The sequence below is a fragment of the Tenacibaculum agarivorans genome (assembly GCF_001936575.1).
In the GTDB taxonomy this organism is placed as follows: domain Bacteria; phylum Bacteroidota; class Bacteroidia; order Flavobacteriales; family Flavobacteriaceae; genus Polaribacter; species Polaribacter agarivorans.
Genome location: NZ_MSMP01000003.1, coordinates 1 through 20,142, shown reverse-complemented (window position 1 = coordinate 20,142; position 20,142 = coordinate 1). Strand labels below are relative to the sequence as shown.

General features: G+C 29.9%; 16 protein-coding genes. 7 read left to right on the top strand and 9 right to left on the bottom strand.

What is annotated here, in order from left to right; genetic code table 11:
- Positions 1 to 129 precede the first annotated feature (129 nt).
- Positions 130 to 2,016 carry a membrane protein insertase YidC gene (gene yidC / locus BVC87_RS02810; protein ID WP_075340834.1) on the top strand — a complete coding sequence of 629 codons (1,887 nt, stop codon included), beginning with the start codon at positions 130 to 132 and terminating at the stop codon, positions 2,014 to 2,016.
- 290 nt (positions 2,017 to 2,306) lie between these two features.
- On the opposite strand, the gene trhO is transcribed toward yidC, so the two are convergent.
- Entirely contained in the window at positions 2,307 to 3,347 is a 1,041-nt protein-coding gene (trhO, locus tag BVC87_RS02805; protein ID WP_075340833.1) for an oxygen-dependent tRNA uridine(34) hydroxylase TrhO, read from the bottom strand.
- 193 nt (positions 3,348 to 3,540) lie between these two features.
- Between trhO and BVC87_RS02800 the strand changes: the two genes are divergently transcribed.
- Together BVC87_RS02800 and BVC87_RS02795 are read left to right on the top strand one after the other, a co-directional pair.
- Positions 3,541 to 4,548 carry an aspartate-semialdehyde dehydrogenase gene (locus BVC87_RS02800; RefSeq protein ID WP_075340832.1) on the top strand — a complete coding sequence of 336 codons (1,008 nt, stop codon included), beginning with the start codon at positions 3,541 to 3,543 and terminating at the stop codon, positions 4,546 to 4,548.
- Positions 4,549 to 4,626: 78 nt separating this feature from the next.
- Positions 4,627 to 5,283, top strand: a complete 657-nt coding sequence (locus BVC87_RS02795; protein ID WP_075340831.1) for an HD domain-containing protein — start codon at positions 4,627 to 4,629, stop codon at positions 5,281 to 5,283.
- A 408-nt stretch (positions 5,284 to 5,691) separates the two neighbouring features.
- Here the strand turns inward: BVC87_RS02795 and rpmA are convergent, their stop codons facing one another.
- Together rpmA and rplU are read right to left on the bottom strand one after the other, a co-directional pair.
- Positions 5,692 to 5,952 (bottom strand): 50S ribosomal protein L27, encoded by a 261-nt coding sequence (gene rpmA / locus BVC87_RS02785; RefSeq protein WP_075340830.1) that lies wholly within the window; start codon positions 5,950 to 5,952, stop codon positions 5,692 to 5,694.
- 24 nt (positions 5,953 to 5,976) lie between these two features.
- Positions 5,977 to 6,492, bottom strand: coding sequence for a 50S ribosomal protein L21 (gene rplU, locus BVC87_RS02780; RefSeq protein ID WP_075340829.1), 516 nt, complete (start codon positions 6,490 to 6,492; stop codon positions 5,977 to 5,979).
- A 259-nt stretch (positions 6,493 to 6,751) separates the two neighbouring features.
- On the opposite strand from rplU, the gene BVC87_RS02775 reads away from it, so the two are divergent.
- Positions 6,752 to 8,068 (top strand): M16 family metallopeptidase, encoded by a 1,317-nt coding sequence (locus BVC87_RS02775; protein ID WP_075340828.1) that lies wholly within the window; start codon positions 6,752 to 6,754, stop codon positions 8,066 to 8,068.
- Between the two features lie 22 nt (positions 8,069 to 8,090).
- Complete coding sequence (locus BVC87_RS02770; protein ID WP_075340827.1) at positions 8,091 to 10,136, top strand: M16 family metallopeptidase; 2,046 nt, start codon at positions 8,091 to 8,093, stop codon at positions 10,134 to 10,136.
- A gap of 50 nt (positions 10,137 to 10,186) precedes the next feature.
- Here the strand turns inward: BVC87_RS02770 and BVC87_RS02765 are convergent, their stop codons facing one another.
- Positions 10,187 to 11,059: a DMT family transporter gene (locus tag BVC87_RS02765; protein ID WP_075340826.1), complete on the bottom strand. Its 873-nt coding sequence runs from the start codon at positions 11,057 to 11,059 to the stop codon at positions 10,187 to 10,189.
- Between the two features lie 90 nt (positions 11,060 to 11,149).
- Here BVC87_RS02765 and BVC87_RS02760 point away from each other — a divergent pair, with 90 nt between their 5' ends.
- Both BVC87_RS02760 and BVC87_RS02755 read left to right on the top strand, forming a co-directional pair.
- Positions 11,150 to 11,599: a cation transporter gene (locus tag BVC87_RS02760; RefSeq protein WP_075340825.1), complete on the top strand. Its 450-nt coding sequence runs from the start codon at positions 11,150 to 11,152 to the stop codon at positions 11,597 to 11,599.
- Between the two features lie 240 nt (positions 11,600 to 11,839).
- Entirely contained in the window at positions 11,840 to 14,326 is a 2,487-nt protein-coding gene (locus tag BVC87_RS02755; protein ID WP_075340824.1) for an outer membrane beta-barrel family protein, read from the top strand.
- 50 nt (positions 14,327 to 14,376) lie between these two features.
- Here BVC87_RS02755 and BVC87_RS02750 read toward each other — a convergent pair whose 3' ends face one another.
- The 5 genes from BVC87_RS02750 to BVC87_RS02730 all read right to left on the bottom strand — a co-directional run.
- Positions 14,377 to 15,873, bottom strand: a complete 1,497-nt coding sequence (locus tag BVC87_RS02750) for a serine hydrolase domain-containing protein (RefSeq protein WP_234974626.1) — start codon at positions 15,871 to 15,873, stop codon at positions 14,377 to 14,379.
- A 32-nt stretch (positions 15,874 to 15,905) separates the two neighbouring features.
- Positions 15,906 to 17,051, bottom strand: coding sequence for an acyltransferase family protein (locus tag BVC87_RS02745; protein WP_075340823.1), 1,146 nt, complete (start codon positions 17,049 to 17,051; stop codon positions 15,906 to 15,908).
- Between the two features lie 94 nt (positions 17,052 to 17,145).
- On the bottom strand, positions 17,146 to 18,309 hold the full coding sequence (locus tag BVC87_RS02740; RefSeq protein ID WP_083629226.1) for a helix-turn-helix domain-containing protein: 1,164 nt from the start codon (positions 18,307 to 18,309) through the stop codon (positions 17,146 to 17,148).
- Between the two features lie 196 nt (positions 18,310 to 18,505).
- On the bottom strand, positions 18,506 to 19,444 hold the full coding sequence (locus BVC87_RS02735; RefSeq protein WP_075341016.1) for a PorP/SprF family type IX secretion system membrane protein: 939 nt from the start codon (positions 19,442 to 19,444) through the stop codon (positions 18,506 to 18,508).
- A 29-nt stretch (positions 19,445 to 19,473) separates the two neighbouring features.
- On the bottom strand, positions 19,474 to 20,142 hold a 669-nt coding region (locus tag BVC87_RS02730), incomplete at its 5' end, for a gliding motility-associated C-terminal domain-containing protein (protein ID WP_143569700.1).

Sequence of the window (20,142 nt, the reverse complement as noted above, 5' to 3'; positions counted from 1 at the left end):
TGAACTATATAAAGAGAATAAATTAATTATAACTAAACAACTGAAATAAGATGTAGTTTTGCTACATTTGTCGCGTTTTTCTCAGCTAACTATTTATGAGAATGACAAGTTGACATTTAACACATATTGATGGAAGAAAAAAAATTTGATTTCAACTCATTTATCGGAATGTTATTATTAGGTGGTATACTACTTTGGTGGTTAAACACAAATAAACCTGAAACCGAAACTGAGCAACAAAACACTACACAGACAGAACAAACATCTACAACTACGCCTGATACACCAGCGATAGTTAGTAATGACACTATTGCAAATGATTCTTTAAAACAGATAGCTTTAAAAAATAAATTAGGTGCCTTTGCTCTTAGTGCTATTCAAGGAAAAGAAGGTGAAACTGTAATTGAAAATGAATTAGTACAACTTACAGTTAGTAATAAAGGAGGACAAATAACAAAAGCCTTAATTAAAAACTATAAAACGTATGATTCATTACCATTATATGTTATAAAAGATAAAAATGCATCTTTCAATATCAATTTTGGTACTACAGATAATCGTATTTTAAATACTGAAGATTTATTATTTTCTCCTACCCAAACTAAAAACGGAGAAAATACAGTATTATCTATGAAATTGAAAGTATCAGATACTCAATTCTTAGAATATAGATACGAAATTAAGCCAAACGATTATAGAATTGGTTTTGCTATTAGGTCTCAAGGGTTAAGTAATGTAATTAACAATTCGCAACAGATTAATTTAAACTGGGATTTAAAAGCTTTACGTAAAGAAAAAAGTATGCGTACAGAAAATATGTATACATACTACTATTACAAAGAAGATGGAGATGTAGAATACTTACAAATGAAGGATGATGAAGTAGCTAACGACGTTGAATGGGTCGCTTACAAACAACATTTTTTCTCTGCGGCGTTATTAACTGACACTCCTTTTACAGATGCTAAATTAAAATCTATTGACTTTTTAGGTGAAGAAAAGGATAGTTTATTTACTAAGACTTTTGCTCTAAACACTCCTTTGAATTTACAGAATGGAGAGTTAAATTATAATATGGAGTGGTATTATGGTCCTACAGATTATAATTTATTAAAAACATATGAAGGAACTGACCTAAAACAAATTTCTGATTTAGGTTGGGGAATTTTTGGATTCTTAAATCGAACTGTTTTCTATCCTGTATTTAACATGCTAAAAGGTTTCTTAGGAAATTATGGAATCATTATCATTTTAATGACTATTGTAGTTCGTATCATTTTATCTCCTGTGCTATACAAATCATATTTGTCTAGCGCAAAAATGAAAGTGATTCGTCCTGAAATGGAAGAAATCAATAAAAAATATCCTGGAAAGGAAAATGCAATGAAGCGTCAACAAGAAATAATGGCTGTTCAACGAAAAGCTGGAGTAAGTATGATGTCTGGTTGTATACCGGCATTATTACAAATGCCCGTTTTCTTTGCTTTATTTAAGTTCTTCCCAACCAATATAGATTTCCGTCAAAAAGCATTTTTATGGGCTAATGATTTATCTTCTTATGATATCATTGCTAAGTTACCTATAAAGATTCCTTTTTATGGAGATCACATTAGTTTATTCCCAATATTAGCTTCTATTGCTATATTCTTTTATATGAAGATGAATCAGAGTCAACAATCGGCTATGCAGGCTCCGCCACAAGAAGGAATGCCTGACATGAGTAAGATGATGAAATACATGATCTACTTCTCTCCTATTATGATGTTATTTTTCTTTAACAACTACGCTAGTGGATTAAGTTTATACTATTTCATTTCAAACTTGCTTACAATCACTATCATGTTTGTAATTAAGAATTATGTTATTGATGAGACTAAAATTCATGCACAAATCGAAGAAAACAAAAAGAAGCCTGTTAAAAAGAGTAAATTTAGAGAGCGTTTAGATGCTGCTATGAAGCAAGCTCAAGAACAACAAGAAGCTCAAAAAAGAGCTACTCAGAAAAAAAAGAAATAAAACACAAACTATATAAATAAAAATAGCCGCATTAGCTAATGCGGCTATTTTTATTTAACGTGAAAGATCTTGGATAAACTTTTTTGTCAGTTCGAGTGATTTTACAAAGTGCTAACGGTGTAAAATTTTATCGAGAACTAGTGAAATACTTCTCGATACAAAATTATTTTCCATTGTATTACAAATAATTTTACTCGAAGTGACAGGAGTTTCTTTAAGCAAGATTCACATTATTGAAGTCCTTTATCTTTGCCTGAAATAAAAAATTGTATTTTATTTAGACTAAAATACTACGTATTTTGTTTCTGATATTTTAATTTTTCAGAACGTCCTTTTTTAAAGATTTTATTACTAGCATGTTTACCTTTACGCAATGCTTTTTGCTCTTCATATGGTAAGTGAATTATCTCCTGACATTCAGTAGAACATGTATTTTCCATCTTCTCAGCACATTCATCACATTGAATAAACAGTAAATGACAAGCTTCATTGGCACAGTTCGTATGTGTATCGCAAGGTTTTCCACATTGATGGCAATGAGAAATTACATCATCAGAAATACGCTCTGCTCTTCTGTGATCAAACACAAAATTTTTACCTAAAAATTTATTTTCTAAGCCTTCTGCTTTCACTTGTCTTGTATACTCTATAATTCCTCCTTCGAGTTGAAATACGTTTTTAAAACCTTTATGTTTATAATATGCTGAAGCCTTTTCACATCTAATTCCTCCAGTACAATACATTAAAAGGTTCTTATCTTCTTTATGTTCTTTTAAATCTTCTTCAATAATATCTAATGAATCTCTAAACGTATCTACATCTGGGGTTACAGCACCTTTAAAATGTCCTATTTCACTTTCGTAATGATTACGCATATCCACACATACTGTATTAGGATTTGCTAACATGTCATTAAACTCTTTTGCCGATAAGTGAACTCCTTTATCCGTAACATCAAATGTATCGTCATTTAACCCGTCTGCAACGATTTTCTTTCGTACTTTGACCTTAAGTTTTAAAAACGATTTGTTGTCATGTTCAACCGCTACATTTAAACGGATATCTTTTAAAAAAGAAATACTATCTAATTGTGCTTTTAACGCTAAAAAATTTTCAGCAGGAACAGAAATTTGTGCATTAATACCTTCATAAGAAACATAAGTTCTACCCAATACATCTAATGCATTCCATTCAATGAATAGTTTATCTCTAAAAATTTGAGGATTTTCTATCTTATAGTATTGATAGAAAGAAATTGTGATACGGTCCTTCCCCGCTTCATCTATTAATTTAGCGCGTTCTTCTGCGCTTAACTTGTTGTACAGTTGCATGCTATACTATTTTAAGTTAAACATTATTTTAAGGCTGCAAATGTACACATTTTTTAGTTTTTATTTACAAAATACCAAGTTGTTTAAAATTAAACAACTTGTGAAATTTTTATAGATTTAACGTTCTCTTAAAACTTTTTTATCGAAATTTGTAATAAACATCATAAAATATTAATCATATAATCTATTTGTTATGAGAGTAGCAGTTGTAGGAGCAACAGGAATGGTAGGTAACGTAATGTTACAAGTATTAGAAGAACGTAATTTCCCAATTACAGAACTATTTTTAGTAGCTTCTGAACGATCGGTTGGAAAAGAAATTAGTTTTAAAGGAAAAATTTATACTGTTATTGGACTGAATGACGCTGTAAATTTAAAACCAGATATTGCTTTATTTTCTGCTGGAGGAAGTACTTCACTTGAATGGGCTCCAAAATTTGCTGAAGTAGGAACAACTGTAATTGATAATTCTTCAGCTTGGAGAATGGATGCTACTAAAAAGTTAGTAGTTCCTGAAATTAATGCTTCTGAATTAACAGAAAGTGATAAAATTATAGCAAATCCAAACTGTTCTACCATACAGATGGTTATGGCTTTAGCTCCATTACACTCAAAATATAGCATGAAAAGATTGGTAATCTCTACTTATCAATCGATTACCGGAACAGGTGTAAAAGCTGTGCAACAATTAGAAAATGAGGTGAATGGTGTTGAAGGAGAAAATGCATACCCACATCCTATTCATAAAAATGCATTACCACATTGTGATGTATTTGAAGAAGCTGGTTACACAAAAGAGGAATTGAAATTAACACGAGAAACTCATAAAATTTTAAATGATCCATCAATAGGAATTACAGCTACTGCTGTAAGAATACCAGTAGTAGGCGGTCATTCTGAGTCTGTTAATATTGAGTTTGAAAATAATTTTGAATTGAATGATGTAAGAACACTTTTATCAGAAACTCCTGGTGTTGTTGTTCAAGATGATATTGAAAATAATGAATATCCAATGCCTTTAAATGCACATGGAAAAGATGACGTTTTTGTAGGTAGAATTCGTAGAGATTTATCACAGCCTAATTCTTTAAACTTGTGGATAGTATCAGATAATTTAAGAAAAGGGGCTGCTACAAATGCCATACAAATTGCAGAATATTTAGCTTCTCATAACTTAATTAAAAGTGCTGTAGCTATTTAAGTTTTTAGAATTTATAATACTTAACTTATACATTATAAAAATCCTGTTATAACTAACAGGATTTTTTATTTTTGAATAATGAATACAATTGAAATTATAAGTAATACAATTACTTTTGTTAAGGAAACATTGAAAAACGCAGAAGGAGGACACGATTTCTTTCATGTAGAAAGAGTATATAAAAATGCAATAGCAATTGCTAAACAAGAAAAAAATGCAGATGAATTTATTGTTGCATTAGGTGCTTTACTCCATGATATTGCTGATAGTAAATTCTATGATGGAGATGAGACTGTAGGACCTAAAAAAGCTAGGGCTTTTCTAGAATGTCAAAATGTAGAAGAACCCCAAATTGTTCACGTAATAAAGATCATAGAAAACATTTCTTTTAAAGGAGGTAACTTTGAGCAAAAATTCAAATCACTAGAATTAGATATTATTCAAGATGCAGATAGATTAGACGCTATAGGAGCAATTGGTATAGCTAGATGCTTTAATTATGGAGGATTTAAGAATAGAGCTTTATACAATCCTGAGATTCCACCAAATCTAAATATGACTAAAGAAGAGTATAAAAAGTCTAAAGCACCTACTATCAATCACTTTTACGAAAAGCTATTGTTATTAAAAGATAAAATGAACACAGCAACTGGTAAATTGCTAGCTGAGCAGCGTCATCAATTCATGGAACAATTTCTAGAACAATTTTACCAAGAATGGAATGCTTCAGTATGAGTGAGAAGTGAGAAGTGAGAAGTGAGAAGTGAGAAGTGAGAAGTGAGAAGTGAGAAGTGAGAAGTGAGAAGTGAGAAGTGAGAAGTGAGAAGTGAGAAGTGAGAAGTGAGAAGTGAGAAGTGAGAAGTGAGAAGTGAGAAGTGAGAAGTGAGAAGTGAGAAGTGAGAAGTGAATAATAACTTAAAAATAGTAAGTTCTCAAAAAATCTCTGTTAAATTATAAATACTTTTTAGTTTCTGTTTTGTCAGTTTACATCTATATAATTCTTTCTTCATTTTATTCACCAAGATATAACTATATCATATAATTGATAATTAAAATATATGAGCAGCTAGTAAAACTAATGTAACAAAAAAGCTCAAATCTATAGATTTGAGCTTTCTAATTTTATATCAGTTAGTTTCTTTCTTAAGCCTCGAAAGGAACTATAGAAACATATGATTTGTTATCTCTTTTCTTTTGGAATTGAACAACACCATCAACTTTAGCGTGTAAAGTGTGATCTTTACCCATATATACGTTTTCACCTGGGTAATGTTGTGTTCCTCTTTGACGAACTAAGATATTACCTGCAATTGCAGCTTGTCCTCCAAAAATTTTTACTCCTAAACGTTTCGATTCCGATTCACGACCGTTCTTCGAACTACCGACACCTTTCTTATGAGCCATCTTTTATAGTTTTTTAAAGGTTAATTACTTACTTAATACTTCAATTAATTCAGCTTTCTTTAAAGAAGTGTATCCTGAAATACCTCTTTCTTTAGCTAAAGCTTTTAATTCTGCAACTGTCATTGAACTTAAATCAGTTGACTCTGCTTTTACTTCTTTAGCTGGAGCTGCTTCCTTTTTAGGTTCAGCTTTAGCTTTAGGCTCAGCTTTTTTAGTTGCTTTTACACCTGAAGCAGCAATGCTTTCGATTTGAATTTCACTTAAATACTGACGGTGACCGTTTTTCTTTCTGTATCCTTTTCTTCTTTTCTTTTTGAAAACGATTACCTTCTCACCTTTTAAGTGTCCTAAAATCTTGGCAGTTACTCCTGCTCCTTCTATAGCTGGGGCGCCAATAGTTACATTACCTTTGTCTTCAATTAACATTACCTTGTCAAAAGTCACTTGAGATCCTTCTGCCTCTGGTAAACGGTGTACGTAAACTTTTTGGTCTTTTGCTACTTTAAATTGCTGCCCTGCTATCTCTACGATTGCATACATACTAACTTGTTTTGCGTTTATTTATAATTAATTGTTCACATTTTCTACAAAATGCGGGTGCAAATATACGTTTTTTCTACTGCAAAACAAGTTATTATATCAAAAATTAACACTGTTTTTCTAGTTTTAATTTTATTTAATAAACCACTCGTTAAGAGTTAAGTATATTTACAAACAAATTAAATTATATTTCAATGTGTAACAATTTGGTGTGACTTGCGTCAAATTCCAAAATCATTGATAAAAATAAATGTAACGAATGAAAAAAACTATTTTAACGCTTATCATTTTTACTTCTTTTTTTGCTGTGAAAGCTCAAAAAGTAGAATTTGAAGAGTACGATTTAAGTAATGGAATGCATGTAATTTTGCACAAAGACAATTCTGCTCCTGTGGTAGTAACATCTGTAATGTATCATGTTGGTGCTAAAGATGAACAACCTAATAGAACGGGTATGGCGCATTTCTTTGAGCACTTATTATTTGAAGGAACAAAAAACATCAAAAAAGGAGATTGGTTTAAAATTGTTTCTTCTAATGGGGGAAGAAATAACGCTAATACTACAGATGATAGAACGTATTATTATGAGATTTTTCCATCTAATAATCTTGAATTAGGTTTATGGATGGAATCTGAACGACTTTTACAGCCTATTATCAAGCAAGAAGGTGTAGATACCCAAAACGAAGTAGTAAAAGAAGAAAAAAGACTTCGTGTAGATAATCAGCCATATTCACGTTTTTTAGAAAATGTGAAAAAACACATGTTTAAAAAGCACCCTTATAAAGGAACTACCATTGGAAAAATGGAACATTTAGATGCTGCTACCCTAGAAGAGTTTTTGGCTTTTAATAAAAAATTCTATTCTCCTAATAATGCTACTTTAGTTGTTGCTGGTGATATAGATGTAAAACAAGCTAAAACTTGGATTAAGGAATATTTTGAAAGAATCCCTAGAGGAAAAGAAATTACAAGAAACTTTCCAAAAGAAGATCCTATCACTCAACAAATAGATGCTAAAGCTTATGATCCTAACATCCAGATTCCTGCAATAATGCAAGCTTATAGAACTCCATCTATGAAAACTAGAGAATCTAGAGTGTTAGATATGATTTCTTCATACTTAAGTACTGGTAAAAGTTCAGTTCTTTATAAAAAACTAGTAGATACCAAAAAGATGTCTTTACAAGCTGGAGCCATTAATTTAAGTCAAGAAGATTATGGTACTTATATCATTTATGCTTTACCATTAGGAAAAGTTAGCTTGAGTGATCTTACCAAAGAAATTGATGCTGAGATTGTAAAACTTCAAAATGAATTGATTTCTGAAAAAGATTATCAAAAACTTCAAAATCAATTTGAAAATAGATTTGTGAATTCTAACGCTAGTGTTGAAGGTATTGCTGGTTCTTTAGCTACTTATAATGTATTATATGGAGATACTAATCTTATCAATACAGAAATCGATATTTACAGATCTATTACTAGAGAAGATATTAGAGCTGTCGCTAAAAAATATTTAAATCCTAATCAAAGATTGGTAATGGAATATTTACCTGAGGAAAAGAAACAATAACAACAAAAGACAATATATAATTATGAAAATTAAAATAGCATCATTAATAGCAATCTTAACCATGTCTTTTGCTGTTAATGCTCAAAGAGATTTAAACAACCAACCAAAACCTGGGCCTGCACCCAAAATAAAACTAGGAAAACCAGAAAAATTTAAATTAAAAAATGGTTTACAAGTTATTTTGGTAGAAAACCATAAGTTACCTCGCGCCTCAGCTAGTTTAACTATTGATAACAAACCTGTTTTTGAAGGAGATAAAGCTGGAGTATCTAGCATTATGGGAAGCTTATTGGGTAATGGTACAAATACTATGTCTAAAGATGAGTTTAATGAAAAAGTGGATTATTTAGGTGCAAGCTTAAATTTCTCTAGTTCTGGAGCTTTTGCTGCCTCGTTGGAAAAATATTTTCCTGAGATTTTAACCTTAATGGCAGATGGAATTAAAAACCCTATCTTTACTCAAGAAGAATTTGATAAAGAGATAGAAAGGAATCTTGAAGGTTTAAAAAATCAAGAGAAAGATGTAAAAACCATAGCTAGCAGAGTTGAAGACTATTTAACATATGGAAGCAAACACCCATATGGTGAGTATGTGACACCTGAATCAATGCAAAATATCAAATTAGAGGATGTAAAAAAGAATTATACTACGTATTACAGACCTAATAATGCTTATTTAGTTATTGTAGGAGATATCAATCCTAAGAAGACAAAAAAATTAGTAACTAAATTATTTAGTGGGTGGACAAAAGGTAATATTCCTAATTATACAATGCCTAAACCTGTAAATCCATCAACTGCTGAAATCAATTTTGTAAATATGCCAAATGCTGTGCAATCTGAAGTAGCTGTTGTAAATAATATCGATTTAACTTTAGGAGATAAAGATTATTATGCTGCTTTAATTGCGAATAATATTTTAGGTGGTGGTGGAACTGCTCGCTTATTTATGAATTTACGTGAAGATAAAGGATATACGTATGGTTCTTATTCAAGAGTTAGACAAAGTAAGCATGCTGGTAAATTTAAAGCTAGTGCTAGTGTAAGAAATATGGTTACAGATAGTTCTGTTGTAGAGATCTTAAAAGAAATCAATAAAATACGTTATCAAAAAGTAAGCGAAGAAGAACTTAAAAATTCTAAAGCTGAGTATGTTGGAAACTTTGTAATGGATGTTCAAAAACCAAGAACTGTAGCTCGTTTTGCGTTAAACATCGCTCGTTATAATTTACCTGCTGATTTCTATGAAAAATATCTGGAGAATATTAATGCAGTAACATTAGATGATGTTCAAAATGCAGCTAAAAAATACTTCCAAGGTGATAAAGCTAGAATCTTTGTTACTGGAAAAGGTAGTGATGTTTTAAAAAATTTAGAGAAAACATCATACGCAATCAAATATTTTGATAAAAAAGGAAATCCTACTAGTAAACCTAAAATGAATTTACCTATTCCTGCTGGCGTTACTGCAAATACAGTAGTAGATGATTATTTTAAAGCTATTGGTGGGAAAGATAAGGTAGCACAAATTAAATCTGTAAAAATGGTTTCTGGTGCTAAAGTACAAGGATTAGATATTACCTTAACTTCCAAATCAGCAGCTCCTAACAAAACATCTCAAGTTGTTACTGGAATGGGACAAACGTTAAGTAAACAAGTTTTTGATGGAACTAAAGGATATGCTGAACAACAAGGTAGAAGAAAAGATTTAGCTGGTAAAGAATTAGAAGAAGCAAAATCTAATAAAGCTCCTTTTGATGATGAAGCCTATAGAGCTGGAAAATTAGTTAGAATAGAACCTGTAAATGGTAACAATGCTTATGTAATTAAACATAACGACAATGAAATTTTCTATGATATGAAAACTGGTTTAAAAATAAAATCAGTAAGAACAGTTAAAAGTCCACAAGGAGAAATGAAAGTTCCTACATTATTTTCTGATTACAAAGAAGTAAATGGAGTAAAATTCCCTCATAAAATCGATAGTAAAATGGGGCCAATGGATTTAAACTTTGTTGTAAAAGAGATTAAAGTGAATGATGGAGTTTCAGATGCAGACTTCCAATAGTTCATAATCATAAATTATACAAAAAGAGTCAATTATATTGGCTCTTTTTTTTATTTGTTCTTATTTACTAAATATACTCCATATAAAATTATAATTCCAGCAAATAACTGTATTACACTAAGCTTCTCTCCATCTACAACACCCCAAATAACAGCTACAATTGGTATCAAATATGTTACCGAAGTAGAAAAAACTGGAGATGAAATATGAATCAATTTATTAAACATTACCTTAGCTATACCAGTACCAATTACAGCTAAAATTGTAATATAAATCAATCCATCAGTTGCTTCTTTAGAAAATTCAAATGAAGTGAAAAATCCTGTAAAAGATAAAACGATCAGCGTAGGTATTAGAATTAAAATAAAATTTCCTGTGGTTATAGCCAGTGGTTCTAAATCTTGCAAATACTTCTTTATTATATTAACATTACAAGCATAACCAATAGATGATACAATGGGGAATAATGCAAACCAATAATTCTGATTCGGATTCAAATCTGCCCCCTTAAAGATTAAAATAATGGTACCTAAAAGTCCTATCAAAATACCTATAAGTTGCTTTTTATTAAAAACCACTTGAAATATTAATGTTCCAATTAGTAACGTATTAAAAGGAGTTAATGAATTTAATATCGAAGCTATCGAACTATCAATACCAACAATCGCATAAGCATATAAAAAAGAAGGAAAAAATGTACCACAAAGCGCACTTAAAAAAACATATTTCCAATGTCTCTTCTTAATTTTCTTTACACTTTTAAAACCTATGATGATTAAAAATAATGCAGCAATTATAATTCTTAGTGCACCCACTTGTATAGGCGATAAGCCGATTAGTGCTTTTTTCATTAAAATAAAAGAACTTCCCCAAATTAAAGAAAGAAAAATTAAATAGAACCACTTGTATTGTTTTTTACTCATTTCGTCGTTTAAAAGGTAAAAATCGTCTATTTTAGACACATAGAAATCTTTTTTTAATAAATTTGTATTCGAAACAAATAGATATCTTATATGAAAATCTCAAATATAGCATTAGTATTACTATTAAGTTTAATTACTTTTAGTTGTAAAACAGCGACTAAAGAAGAAGGAAACAAGCAAGCAAATGAAACTATGGCTGCTAAGGCTGAAACTGTTTCTTTGAATATATCAGGAATGTCTTGCGAAGTGAGCTGTGCAAAAACAATAGAGTCTAAGCTAGCTAAAAAGGAAGGCGTATTAGAAGCTAAAGTTATTTTTAATGATAGTTTAGCTACTGTAAAATATGATGCTAATAAAATTAACAAAGGAGATTTAATCTCTGTTATTGAAGGCATTGGAGGTCTTTATAAAGCTTCTGAAGCAAATAAAAAGGAATGTAGTACAGATGCTAAAGATGAATGTTGTGCTACAAAAAAAGACAATAAAGTATCGTGTACGAAAGATAACAAAAAAGAATGCTGTACAACAGATAAAGTTTAAATATCGTGTGCGGAAGATTGCAAATGAAAGCTGTGCAAATAAGACTAAGGTAATGTCGTGTGCGGAAGATTGCAAAAGAGAATGTTGTCCTACGTAAAACGTAGTTCGTTCAAAAAAATTCTATCCCCTAAACCTCTAAATATTTTAGAGGTTTTTTTCTTTAACACACTTTTAACAGACACTTTTTAAACCATTATAGAACTTCGTTGTCTAATTTGATTATACATCAACGAATCATTAATGAAAAAAATTACCATCTTACTAATACTGTTGTGTACATCAGTATTAGCTCAAAGACCTCAGGGGGCTAAAAGTTTTCAAAAAAGACCTAAAATTACTATTACTGGAACTATTATTGAAGCTAATTCAAAACAACCTTTAGAATATGCTACTTTAATTTTAACCAGTGTAAAAACCAAAAGAGTTACTGGTGGAGTAACAGATTTGAATGGAAAATTTTCTATAGAAATTCCGAAAGGAATGTATCAAATGAAAGTTGAATTTATTGGGTTTAAAACCAAACAACTTCCACAAAAGAAATTAGTTGAAAATACAGACTTAGGTACAATAACGCTTACCGAGGATAGTGAAACGCTAGATGAAGTTGAAGTCATTGCTGAAAAATCAACAGTAGAGATCCGATTGGATAAAAAGATTTATAATGTAGGAAAAGACATGACTTTAAAAGGTGGAAATGCTTCTGATGTTTTAGATAATGTGCCATCTGTTAATGTTGATGCCGAAGGAGCCGTAAGTCTGCGTGGTAATGAAAATGTAAGAATTTTAATTGATGGAAAACCATCTGCTTTAGTGGGGTTAAATGGTACAGATGCTTTACGAAACTTACCTGCGGATGCCATAGAAAAAGTAGAAGTTATCACCTCCCCTTCTGCACGTTATGATGCTGAAGGAACTGCTGGTATCTTAAACATAATTCTTAGAAAAGGAAAAATCACAGGCTTAAACGGCGCTATAAATACTACTATTGGATATCCTGAATTATATCAAATTGGAGGAAACATTAATTATAGAACAAAAAAATTAAACCTTTTCTCTAATATAGGATATCGACTTAGAAAAGGTCCAGGGAATTCATTTACTAAATTTTCTTATTTAGACGAAACGACTGGTGCTATTGAAAGTACACAGACTGAAGACAGAGTTTTTGATAGAAAAAGCAACAATTTCAATTCCTCTTTAGGTTTAGAATACTATATCAACAAAAAAAGCTCAATAACAGGAACTTTCTTCTATAGAAAAAATAAAGGTGATGATATAGCTACTAATGTCATAGATCGATTTTTGTTTGAAGATCCTTCACAAGTTATATTTAACGAAAATCGTGTAGAAACCGAAGATGAAGATGGAAGTGATCGACAATATTCAATAAATTATACCAATAATTTTGACGGGAATGGACAAAAACTAACGATAGACCTTCAATATGGAGGTAGTAACGAAGTAGAAGATGCTCCTATAACAGTTAACGGTACTTTATCTGAATTGAATTCTCAAATCACAAACTCTGTAGATAAACTTTTACAAATAGATTATGTGTTACCAATTGGAGAAAATAGTCAGTTTGAAGCCGGACATAAAACTACATTACAAGATTTAGATTCAGATTTTAGAGTTCGAATTTTAGACCCTAATAACGATTTTGATCCTTCTAATGAGATCAATTTCAAACAAAATGTTTATGCTTTTTATACGCAATTTGGGAGCAAAATTAACAAGTTTTCCTACTTATTAGGATTGCGTTCCGAAATTACTGATATTGATTTATTTGTAGTAACTGACAATAATTTTATTGATATTAACTTTACTGAGTTTTTTCCTACTGTAAATTTAGGATATGAATTGAATGATAATGACAATTTAACTTTAGGTTATAGTAGACGTCTACAAAGACCTCGTTTTTGGTTTTTAAACCCGTTTGAAACTAGGAGTTCTGCAACCAATATATTTAGAGGTAACCCAGCACTTACTCCAGAATTTACAAGCTCTTTTGATTTAGGCTATAATACAAAAATTAAAAAGCTAACGTTAGGTGCTTCATTATATTATCAAATTTCAACAGACATCATTCGTCCAGTAGGTATAAATGAAATCAGAGGCGGAACAAATGTTTTTGTAAGGCAACCTGTTAATCAAAATGATGAGAATAGGTATGGTTTTGAGTTTACTACAAATTATGCTGTTTCTAAAAAAATTAGGTTATCAGGATCTTTTAATTTCTTTAAATTTCAAACAGATCCTTTCGATTTTTCATATTCTTTTTTAGATCCAGACACAAACACAATAGTAACTAGAGTTGAACAATTAAGTGAAGTAAATGAAAGTACTTGGTTTGCTCGATTTAACTCTAGAATTACTTTACCAGGAAAAGTAGAATGGCAAACTAGAATGTCATACAGAGGTCCGCAATCAAATGCTCAAAGCGATCGTGAAGGAATTTTTGTAGCTAATTTAGCTTTTAGCAAAGATCTATTTAAAGATAAAGCTTCATTGATTTTAAATGTTAGTGATGTATTAAATTCTCGTCAACGAGAAAGTACTACTTTTTTTGGTGGAAGAGAAAATCCTAATACTATATCTAATGGTACGTTCCAATGGAGAGAACGCCAAATTTCATTGAATTTTACGTACCGTTTTAATCAAAAGAAAAAAAGACAACGTCCACAAAGAGATTATGATGGTGGTGGTGGTGAAGGTTTTGGAGGTTAGTTAATTCATAGTAAAAAGGCTCACAATTCGTTAATTTGTGAGCCTTTTTTTTATTCTAATAATTTTTTAATTTTTAAAATATATTTCTCCGCATTAGTATTTGTAGAATCTAAAACAAATGACTTTTCATAATTCTTTAAAGCTTTATTATATTCTTTATTTGTAAAATACCCTTCTCCTAAACTATCATAAACATTTGAATTTTCAGGAAATTGATCTACCATTAATTTAAATATTTTAATAGCCTCTTCTACTTTAGAATTTCTTAATAATTGATACCCAATTCTATTTAAATCTCCAGGCTTTGCAAAATATTCTGATTCATTTTTAATGTGTTTTTTATATTCTATTATGGAAGCATCAGTATTTTCTAAAAGTTCTTTTTTAAGTACAGAAACTAAGTTTTTTCGAGGAAATTTAATAAGATCTACTTCTACTCTATTATATAAATTTGCCCAATCTCTATAAGCTTTTTCTGAAGTATTATTCATAATTAAAATAAGTCCATAATTTGTATCAGGACAAATAAGTATTACACTTTGAACTCCATCAGAAGTACCAGTTTTCTTATAATAAAAACCTTCTTCTTTAGCATAACCAACATCCCATAAATACCCTGTTTTGTCACCTTCTCTATCTAAATATAATTCCTTGGTAGACTCCTTAATTAGTGGATTTTTACTTTCCAATTGAAATTTCATAAACTTAATTAAGTCAGGTAGTGTAGCAATCATTGATCCTCCTGCTCCTAGTAATATATTTCTTGTTTTTGATGCTAACTGTCCATTTTCATCATACCCATCAATTATATGTTCACTTCGTGGTCTACATCCCTCTAAATATGAATCGTGTATATCCATTTCTTTTAAAAACTTGTCCAATATATTTTCAAAAGAGTCTTGATAAACTTGCTCTAAAATATAAGCTAGTATTTCAGAACCTACTGAATTATACATGTAATATGTACCTGGTTTTTTATCAAGTTCAACATTTTTGAGTTCTTCTAAAAAATCATCCACAGCATATGTTATGGATTTATTTTCGTATTCACCTTTAGAAACATCGTTCCAAATTTTGTCCATTTTTGGTGGTCTTCTCTCTTTAAATCCTAAAGTGTGCGTCAATAAATTTTTAATAGTAATAGGTACACCTTCAAACTCTAAATTAGGATACTCTCCTTTTAAATATTTTCTAATATCATCCTCTAATTTTATTTTATTTTCTAATACTGCCTTTGCCACCAAAGATCCTGCAAATACCTTTGAAATAGATGCAATTTCGAAGTGTGTACTATCGTTAGGTTTTCCTTTTTCTTCATTAATAGCTCCATAATAATTATGATAGATTTCACCATTTTTATATACTGCGAGCCCTATGGCATTTATGTTCCCTTTTTGTAACGTTTCATTAGCATAGGTATCAACGAAATTTATTAATTGAGCAAAGTTTTTTTCATTTGTATTCTTCTTTTCTTCTTTTGATTTTGTAGTTTGAGTTTGACAACCTATCATCACTAAAGTAATTAAGAATAATATTAGTTTTCTCATTGTTTGATTTATATTGGTTATAGTTTCATAAGCTAGTGTTTTGATTTATTAATTTTTCTTTTCATACCAAAAATCACTCTTGTAAAATTATAAGGTTTAATTAAAAAATAATAAATCGATGCACTCACAAAAGCACTTGTTAAAGTTAACATTATCATTTTTAAAATTATGGGTAAAGTTAAATCTTTAATAAAATAGCCTATCACAATAATAACGGGTTGGTGTAATAAATAAAATGGATAAATACCTTCATTTAATAACTTTCTCCATTTTGAATCTTTATTAAAATATTTTCTCGAATATCCTAATGCAGTAATACTACAACTCCATCCTATTACTATTTCTGTTATTCCATACAACCAATCCATTACATTTTCATTAGTAAATAAAGATGAAATAGAAAATAAAAAGATCGTAGCTATAATTGTTTCTATTAGATACAATTGACGTTGTTTTTCAATAGCTTTTACCAAACTTTGATCTGTTATAAAAAATATTCCTGCTACAAAAAATAAAATGTAGTAAACAAAGTAAGCCCAATCATTATACAAAGCATGTGTTTCATCAGGATAAAATTCTCTCAATATTGCTTGAGATATAATTAAGGGGATTAAAAAAACATTTAACGTTAATGGCTTTTCAAAGAAGGGGATAATTCTTTGTTTAAAAGAAATAAATTGTTCGCTTCTTAAGTGATTTAAAAACGGAGAAATTAGTACAGAAATTAGAAATAAATATAAAATGAACCATAGATGATGCCAACTAAAATTTCCTTCGGGATATACACCCTTAAACATATTAAAGTAGAAATCAATTAAAGAGGTATATTCATTAATTTTTTCAATATATACCTGAACAGGAACTAATATCAGTATTCCTATAACAAATGGAATAAATAATCTTACAAAACGTTCTCTAAGATATTTCTTTACTGTTCTATGTCCTAAGGCATAATAGGTTCCTACACCAGATACCAAAAACAATAAAGGCATTCTCCATAAATGTAAAAACCACATCAACCTATTTAACCAAGTTACCGTTATATTGTTTTTAACATGCCAAGTCCATGAGTTAAAATACATTCCTATGTGATAAAGAAATACACTAAAAATTAATAGAATTCGAAGCCAATCGATATAAAACTGACGATTGTTTTTTGTTGAGATTTTAGATTTCATAAGCTATAAAATTATAGTTACAAACCTATTTTAGATTATTTCATTTTTATGTATTTGCTTATAAAGTAGCTGTTCGAGTTTATCGGGAAGAACATTAATTTGCTTTCCTATATGAAGATGGTGTTGTATTAGTAAGCTTTTTAAATGAAGTATTAAATGCTGATTTTGAGTTATATCCTACTCGTTCAGCTATTTCTTCTATTGTTAGTTTTTTCCCTTCTACAGAAGCCAGTATAATTTTTGCTTCTTCAATTCTATATTTTGCTAACAATTCAAAAAAAGACAGTTTTAACTCCTCATTAATGACTTGAGATACATGATGAGAACTTTCATTTATATGGAATGCCAAATCGGATAGGGACGCTAAATTACTTTTATAGTAATATTCTTTTTCCATTTTCATTTTTACTTTTTCAGCTATACTTTTTTTATCTTTTTTCGTTAACGATGACTTTTGATATTTTAAAGTTGGAAATTCTAAAAAAGATGATGATTCTTCAAAATACAACGAACTATTCATTACTTGAAACATTGTTAGTAATAAAATAAAAGATAAGTAAATATATAAGATATAATCACCAAAATCATTTTTGAACGTAGCTTTTACTATAATTAATAATACCAATAGCGCTATAAAATGGAAAACAGAACTTCTTAACGATTTAAGTGTATGATTTGACGTTGTAAAAATAGATTCTCCCAAAGACTTACTCTTTCTAACTATTTTTCGAAGTAGAAACAATGAATATATGGTGATATGCAAAATAGTAAGTTCGTTCACGTAACTTCTAATACCAAAAGGATTATCATTTGCTTTGCTGTAATCTATTTCCAGAGGATTTAAATCAAACCCTAATGCATATATGTTGGAGTTATATTTAAAATCGGCAGACTGTTTAAAAAAGAATACACAATACAACAACCATAAAACGAAAGGAATATAATGTATCCATTCATTTTTACTGGGTTTTTCAGCTAATTGCCTTGAAACAAATAGGTATAATAATGGCGCTATAATAAAATTAGTGGGTTCAGAAAAATTGGTTAAATGTAACGCTCTAAATATAAGTCCTGTATAGTTTAACCAACCTTCTAACATATTCAATGTGAATGTTAGTAACAACAAACCTAGAAAAATATTAGCTTTATTGTGTTTGAATGATTTCTGAATAAAAAAATACGATAACAAAAATCCTAGAACAATTCCAACTAGTATTATAAAGGCAGAAATATCTAAACGTAATTCAACCGACATCATTATAACAAACTTTATTTTAAATCATAAATGTAATTGAATTTCTTAAAACCAGTAACCAAAAGAGTACACTTAAATCTAGTTTTTTTTTAACGAAGTAATATGTTGTTTTATGAACTTTGAAAATTTAATCTACATATTTTAACAAACAAAAAGATCTGCAATAATGCAGATCTCATTAAACTTGGGATTAAAAAAATTAAAAACACATAAATCTATTATATTTTCCTTTTCGTCTTCTATGTTCGTTTCTGAAATTGAAAAGTAATAGAATTTCATGTGAACCGTTGTTAATTGCAGAAAGTTCTCCTGAATTATAATCGTAAGCATATCCTACTCTCATGTTATCACCGAGTCTAAATAATGATGTCAAACTTATAGTTTGATTGGTTCTATAAGATATCCCCAATTCTATCTTTTGATTTAAGAATACTGAAGCTGATATATCTGTGATTACAGGAAATAACGTAGAGTACCTAACAAGGATAGAAGGCTTAAAAATAAAATCTCTGCTTCCATTAACTTCAAAAAGATATCCTCCTGACAAATAAATGTTAGTTTCATTCTCAATATTATTTACCGATACATTAGTTATTTGAGAAAAGCTATTCGGTAATAAATTTGGTATCGATAACCCTAAATAAAATTCATCTTCATGATAATACATTCCAATTCCAAAGTTTGGTGAAGGTTTGTCGTTGATTCCATTAACTACAGACTCTGGTATTGAAAATTGTAATAAATTAGTATTTACATTTTGGAATGATATCCCTCCTTTTAGACCAAATGCCAACCTTCCTTCATCAGAAACCCTTATTCCATATGAAACATCACCATAAATATGGGTTTGTTTTACAGGACCTAACTGGTCATAAATTGCTGAAAAACCTAAGCCTATATTATTTTTTAAAGCTGTATCTACTACTAAAGTACCTGTTGTTGGTGCCCCTTCTACTCCATTCCATTGAGATCTCCCCATCATATTAACTTTCAAAGCGCTGATAGATCCTGTGTAGGCAGGATTGACTAAATTCATATTATAATTGTACTGTGTATATTGTGGTAATTGTTGTGCAAATAAATCTCTAATTAAAAAAACACATACTAGTATTGATAGATACTTAATTCTATTTATCATTCTTTTTCTTTTTATGATGTAATACATTTTTAATAATTCAAATAAATCCAAGATGATTTTGGAAGAAGGTCATTTTTGTTATAAGACAAAGTGTAGTAATACGTCCCTTGAGGTAATTTTACCCCATTATAAGTACCATCCCACCACTGTGGTTGATTTATAATACTTCCATCATGAGTGTAATTAAATAGTATATTACCTACTCGATTATAAATTTTAATATTAAAGTTAGGGTAAGATTTTTCTATACCTGCTAATTCGAAAAAATCATTTTTACCGTCTCCATTTGGTGTGAATGCGTTTGGTAAAGTAAAAGAAGAGTTGAGACAATTATTTATTGTTACTATAAAACTGCTCTCATTATTACAGCTAACCGTACCTGTAAAAATGTGAATCGTTTGACTACTTGTAATAACATCTCCTGCATTTAATAAAGTTCCTGTTCCACGACTTCCTGTATAATAAAAATTACCTGTACTTAAAGCTGGTAAAGTATAACTACTACATGCTGAAACATCAGATAAACTATCGACACTTGGTAAGCCACTAAGCGTTATCGTAAAACTACTCTCATTATTACAACTAGCTGTACCAGTGTAAATGTAAATCGTCTGACTACTTGTAATAACATCCCCTGCATTTAATAAGCTACCTGTTCCTCCACTTCCTGTATAATAAAAATTACCTGTACTTAAAGT

What these genes read in the sequence shown, in the direction of transcription:
- yidC (WP_075340834.1), top strand. Translation starts at nt 130, where the DNA reads ATGGAAGAAAAAAAATTTGATTTCAACTCATTTATCGGAATGTTATTA.
- trhO (WP_075340833.1), bottom strand. Translation starts at nt 3,347, where the DNA reads ATGCAACTGTACAACAAGTTAAGCGCAGAAGAACGCGCTAAATTAATA.
- BVC87_RS02800 (WP_075340832.1), top strand. Translation starts at nt 3,541, where the DNA reads ATGAGAGTAGCAGTTGTAGGAGCAACAGGAATGGTAGGTAACGTAATG.
- BVC87_RS02795 (WP_075340831.1), top strand. Translation starts at nt 4,627, where the DNA reads ATGAATACAATTGAAATTATAAGTAATACAATTACTTTTGTTAAGGAA.
- rpmA (WP_075340830.1), bottom strand. Translation starts at nt 5,952, where the DNA reads ATGGCTCATAAGAAAGGTGTCGGTAGTTCGAAGAACGGTCGTGAATCG.
- rplU (WP_075340829.1), bottom strand. Translation starts at nt 6,492, where the DNA reads ATGTATGCAATCGTAGAGATAGCAGGGCAGCAATTTAAAGTAGCAAAA.
- BVC87_RS02775 (WP_075340828.1), top strand. Translation starts at nt 6,752, where the DNA reads ATGAAAAAAACTATTTTAACGCTTATCATTTTTACTTCTTTTTTTGCT.
- BVC87_RS02770 (WP_075340827.1), top strand. Translation starts at nt 8,091, where the DNA reads ATGAAAATTAAAATAGCATCATTAATAGCAATCTTAACCATGTCTTTT.
- BVC87_RS02765 (WP_075340826.1), bottom strand. Translation starts at nt 11,059, where the DNA reads ATGAGTAAAAAACAATACAAGTGGTTCTATTTAATTTTTCTTTCTTTA.
- BVC87_RS02760 (WP_075340825.1), top strand. Translation starts at nt 11,150, where the DNA reads ATGAAAATCTCAAATATAGCATTAGTATTACTATTAAGTTTAATTACT.
- BVC87_RS02755 (WP_075340824.1), top strand. Translation starts at nt 11,840, where the DNA reads ATGAAAAAAATTACCATCTTACTAATACTGTTGTGTACATCAGTATTA.
- BVC87_RS02750 (WP_234974626.1), bottom strand. Translation starts at nt 15,873, where the DNA reads ATGAGAAAACTAATATTATTCTTAATTACTTTAGTGATGATAGGTTGT.
- BVC87_RS02745 (WP_075340823.1), bottom strand. Translation starts at nt 17,051, where the DNA reads ATGAAATCTAAAATCTCAACAAAAAACAATCGTCAGTTTTATATCGAT.
- BVC87_RS02740 (WP_083629226.1), bottom strand. Translation starts at nt 18,309, where the DNA reads ATGATGTCGGTTGAATTACGTTTAGATATTTCTGCCTTTATAATACTA.
- BVC87_RS02735 (WP_075341016.1), bottom strand. Translation starts at nt 19,444, where the DNA reads ATGATAAATAGAATTAAGTATCTATCAATACTAGTATGTGTTTTTTTA.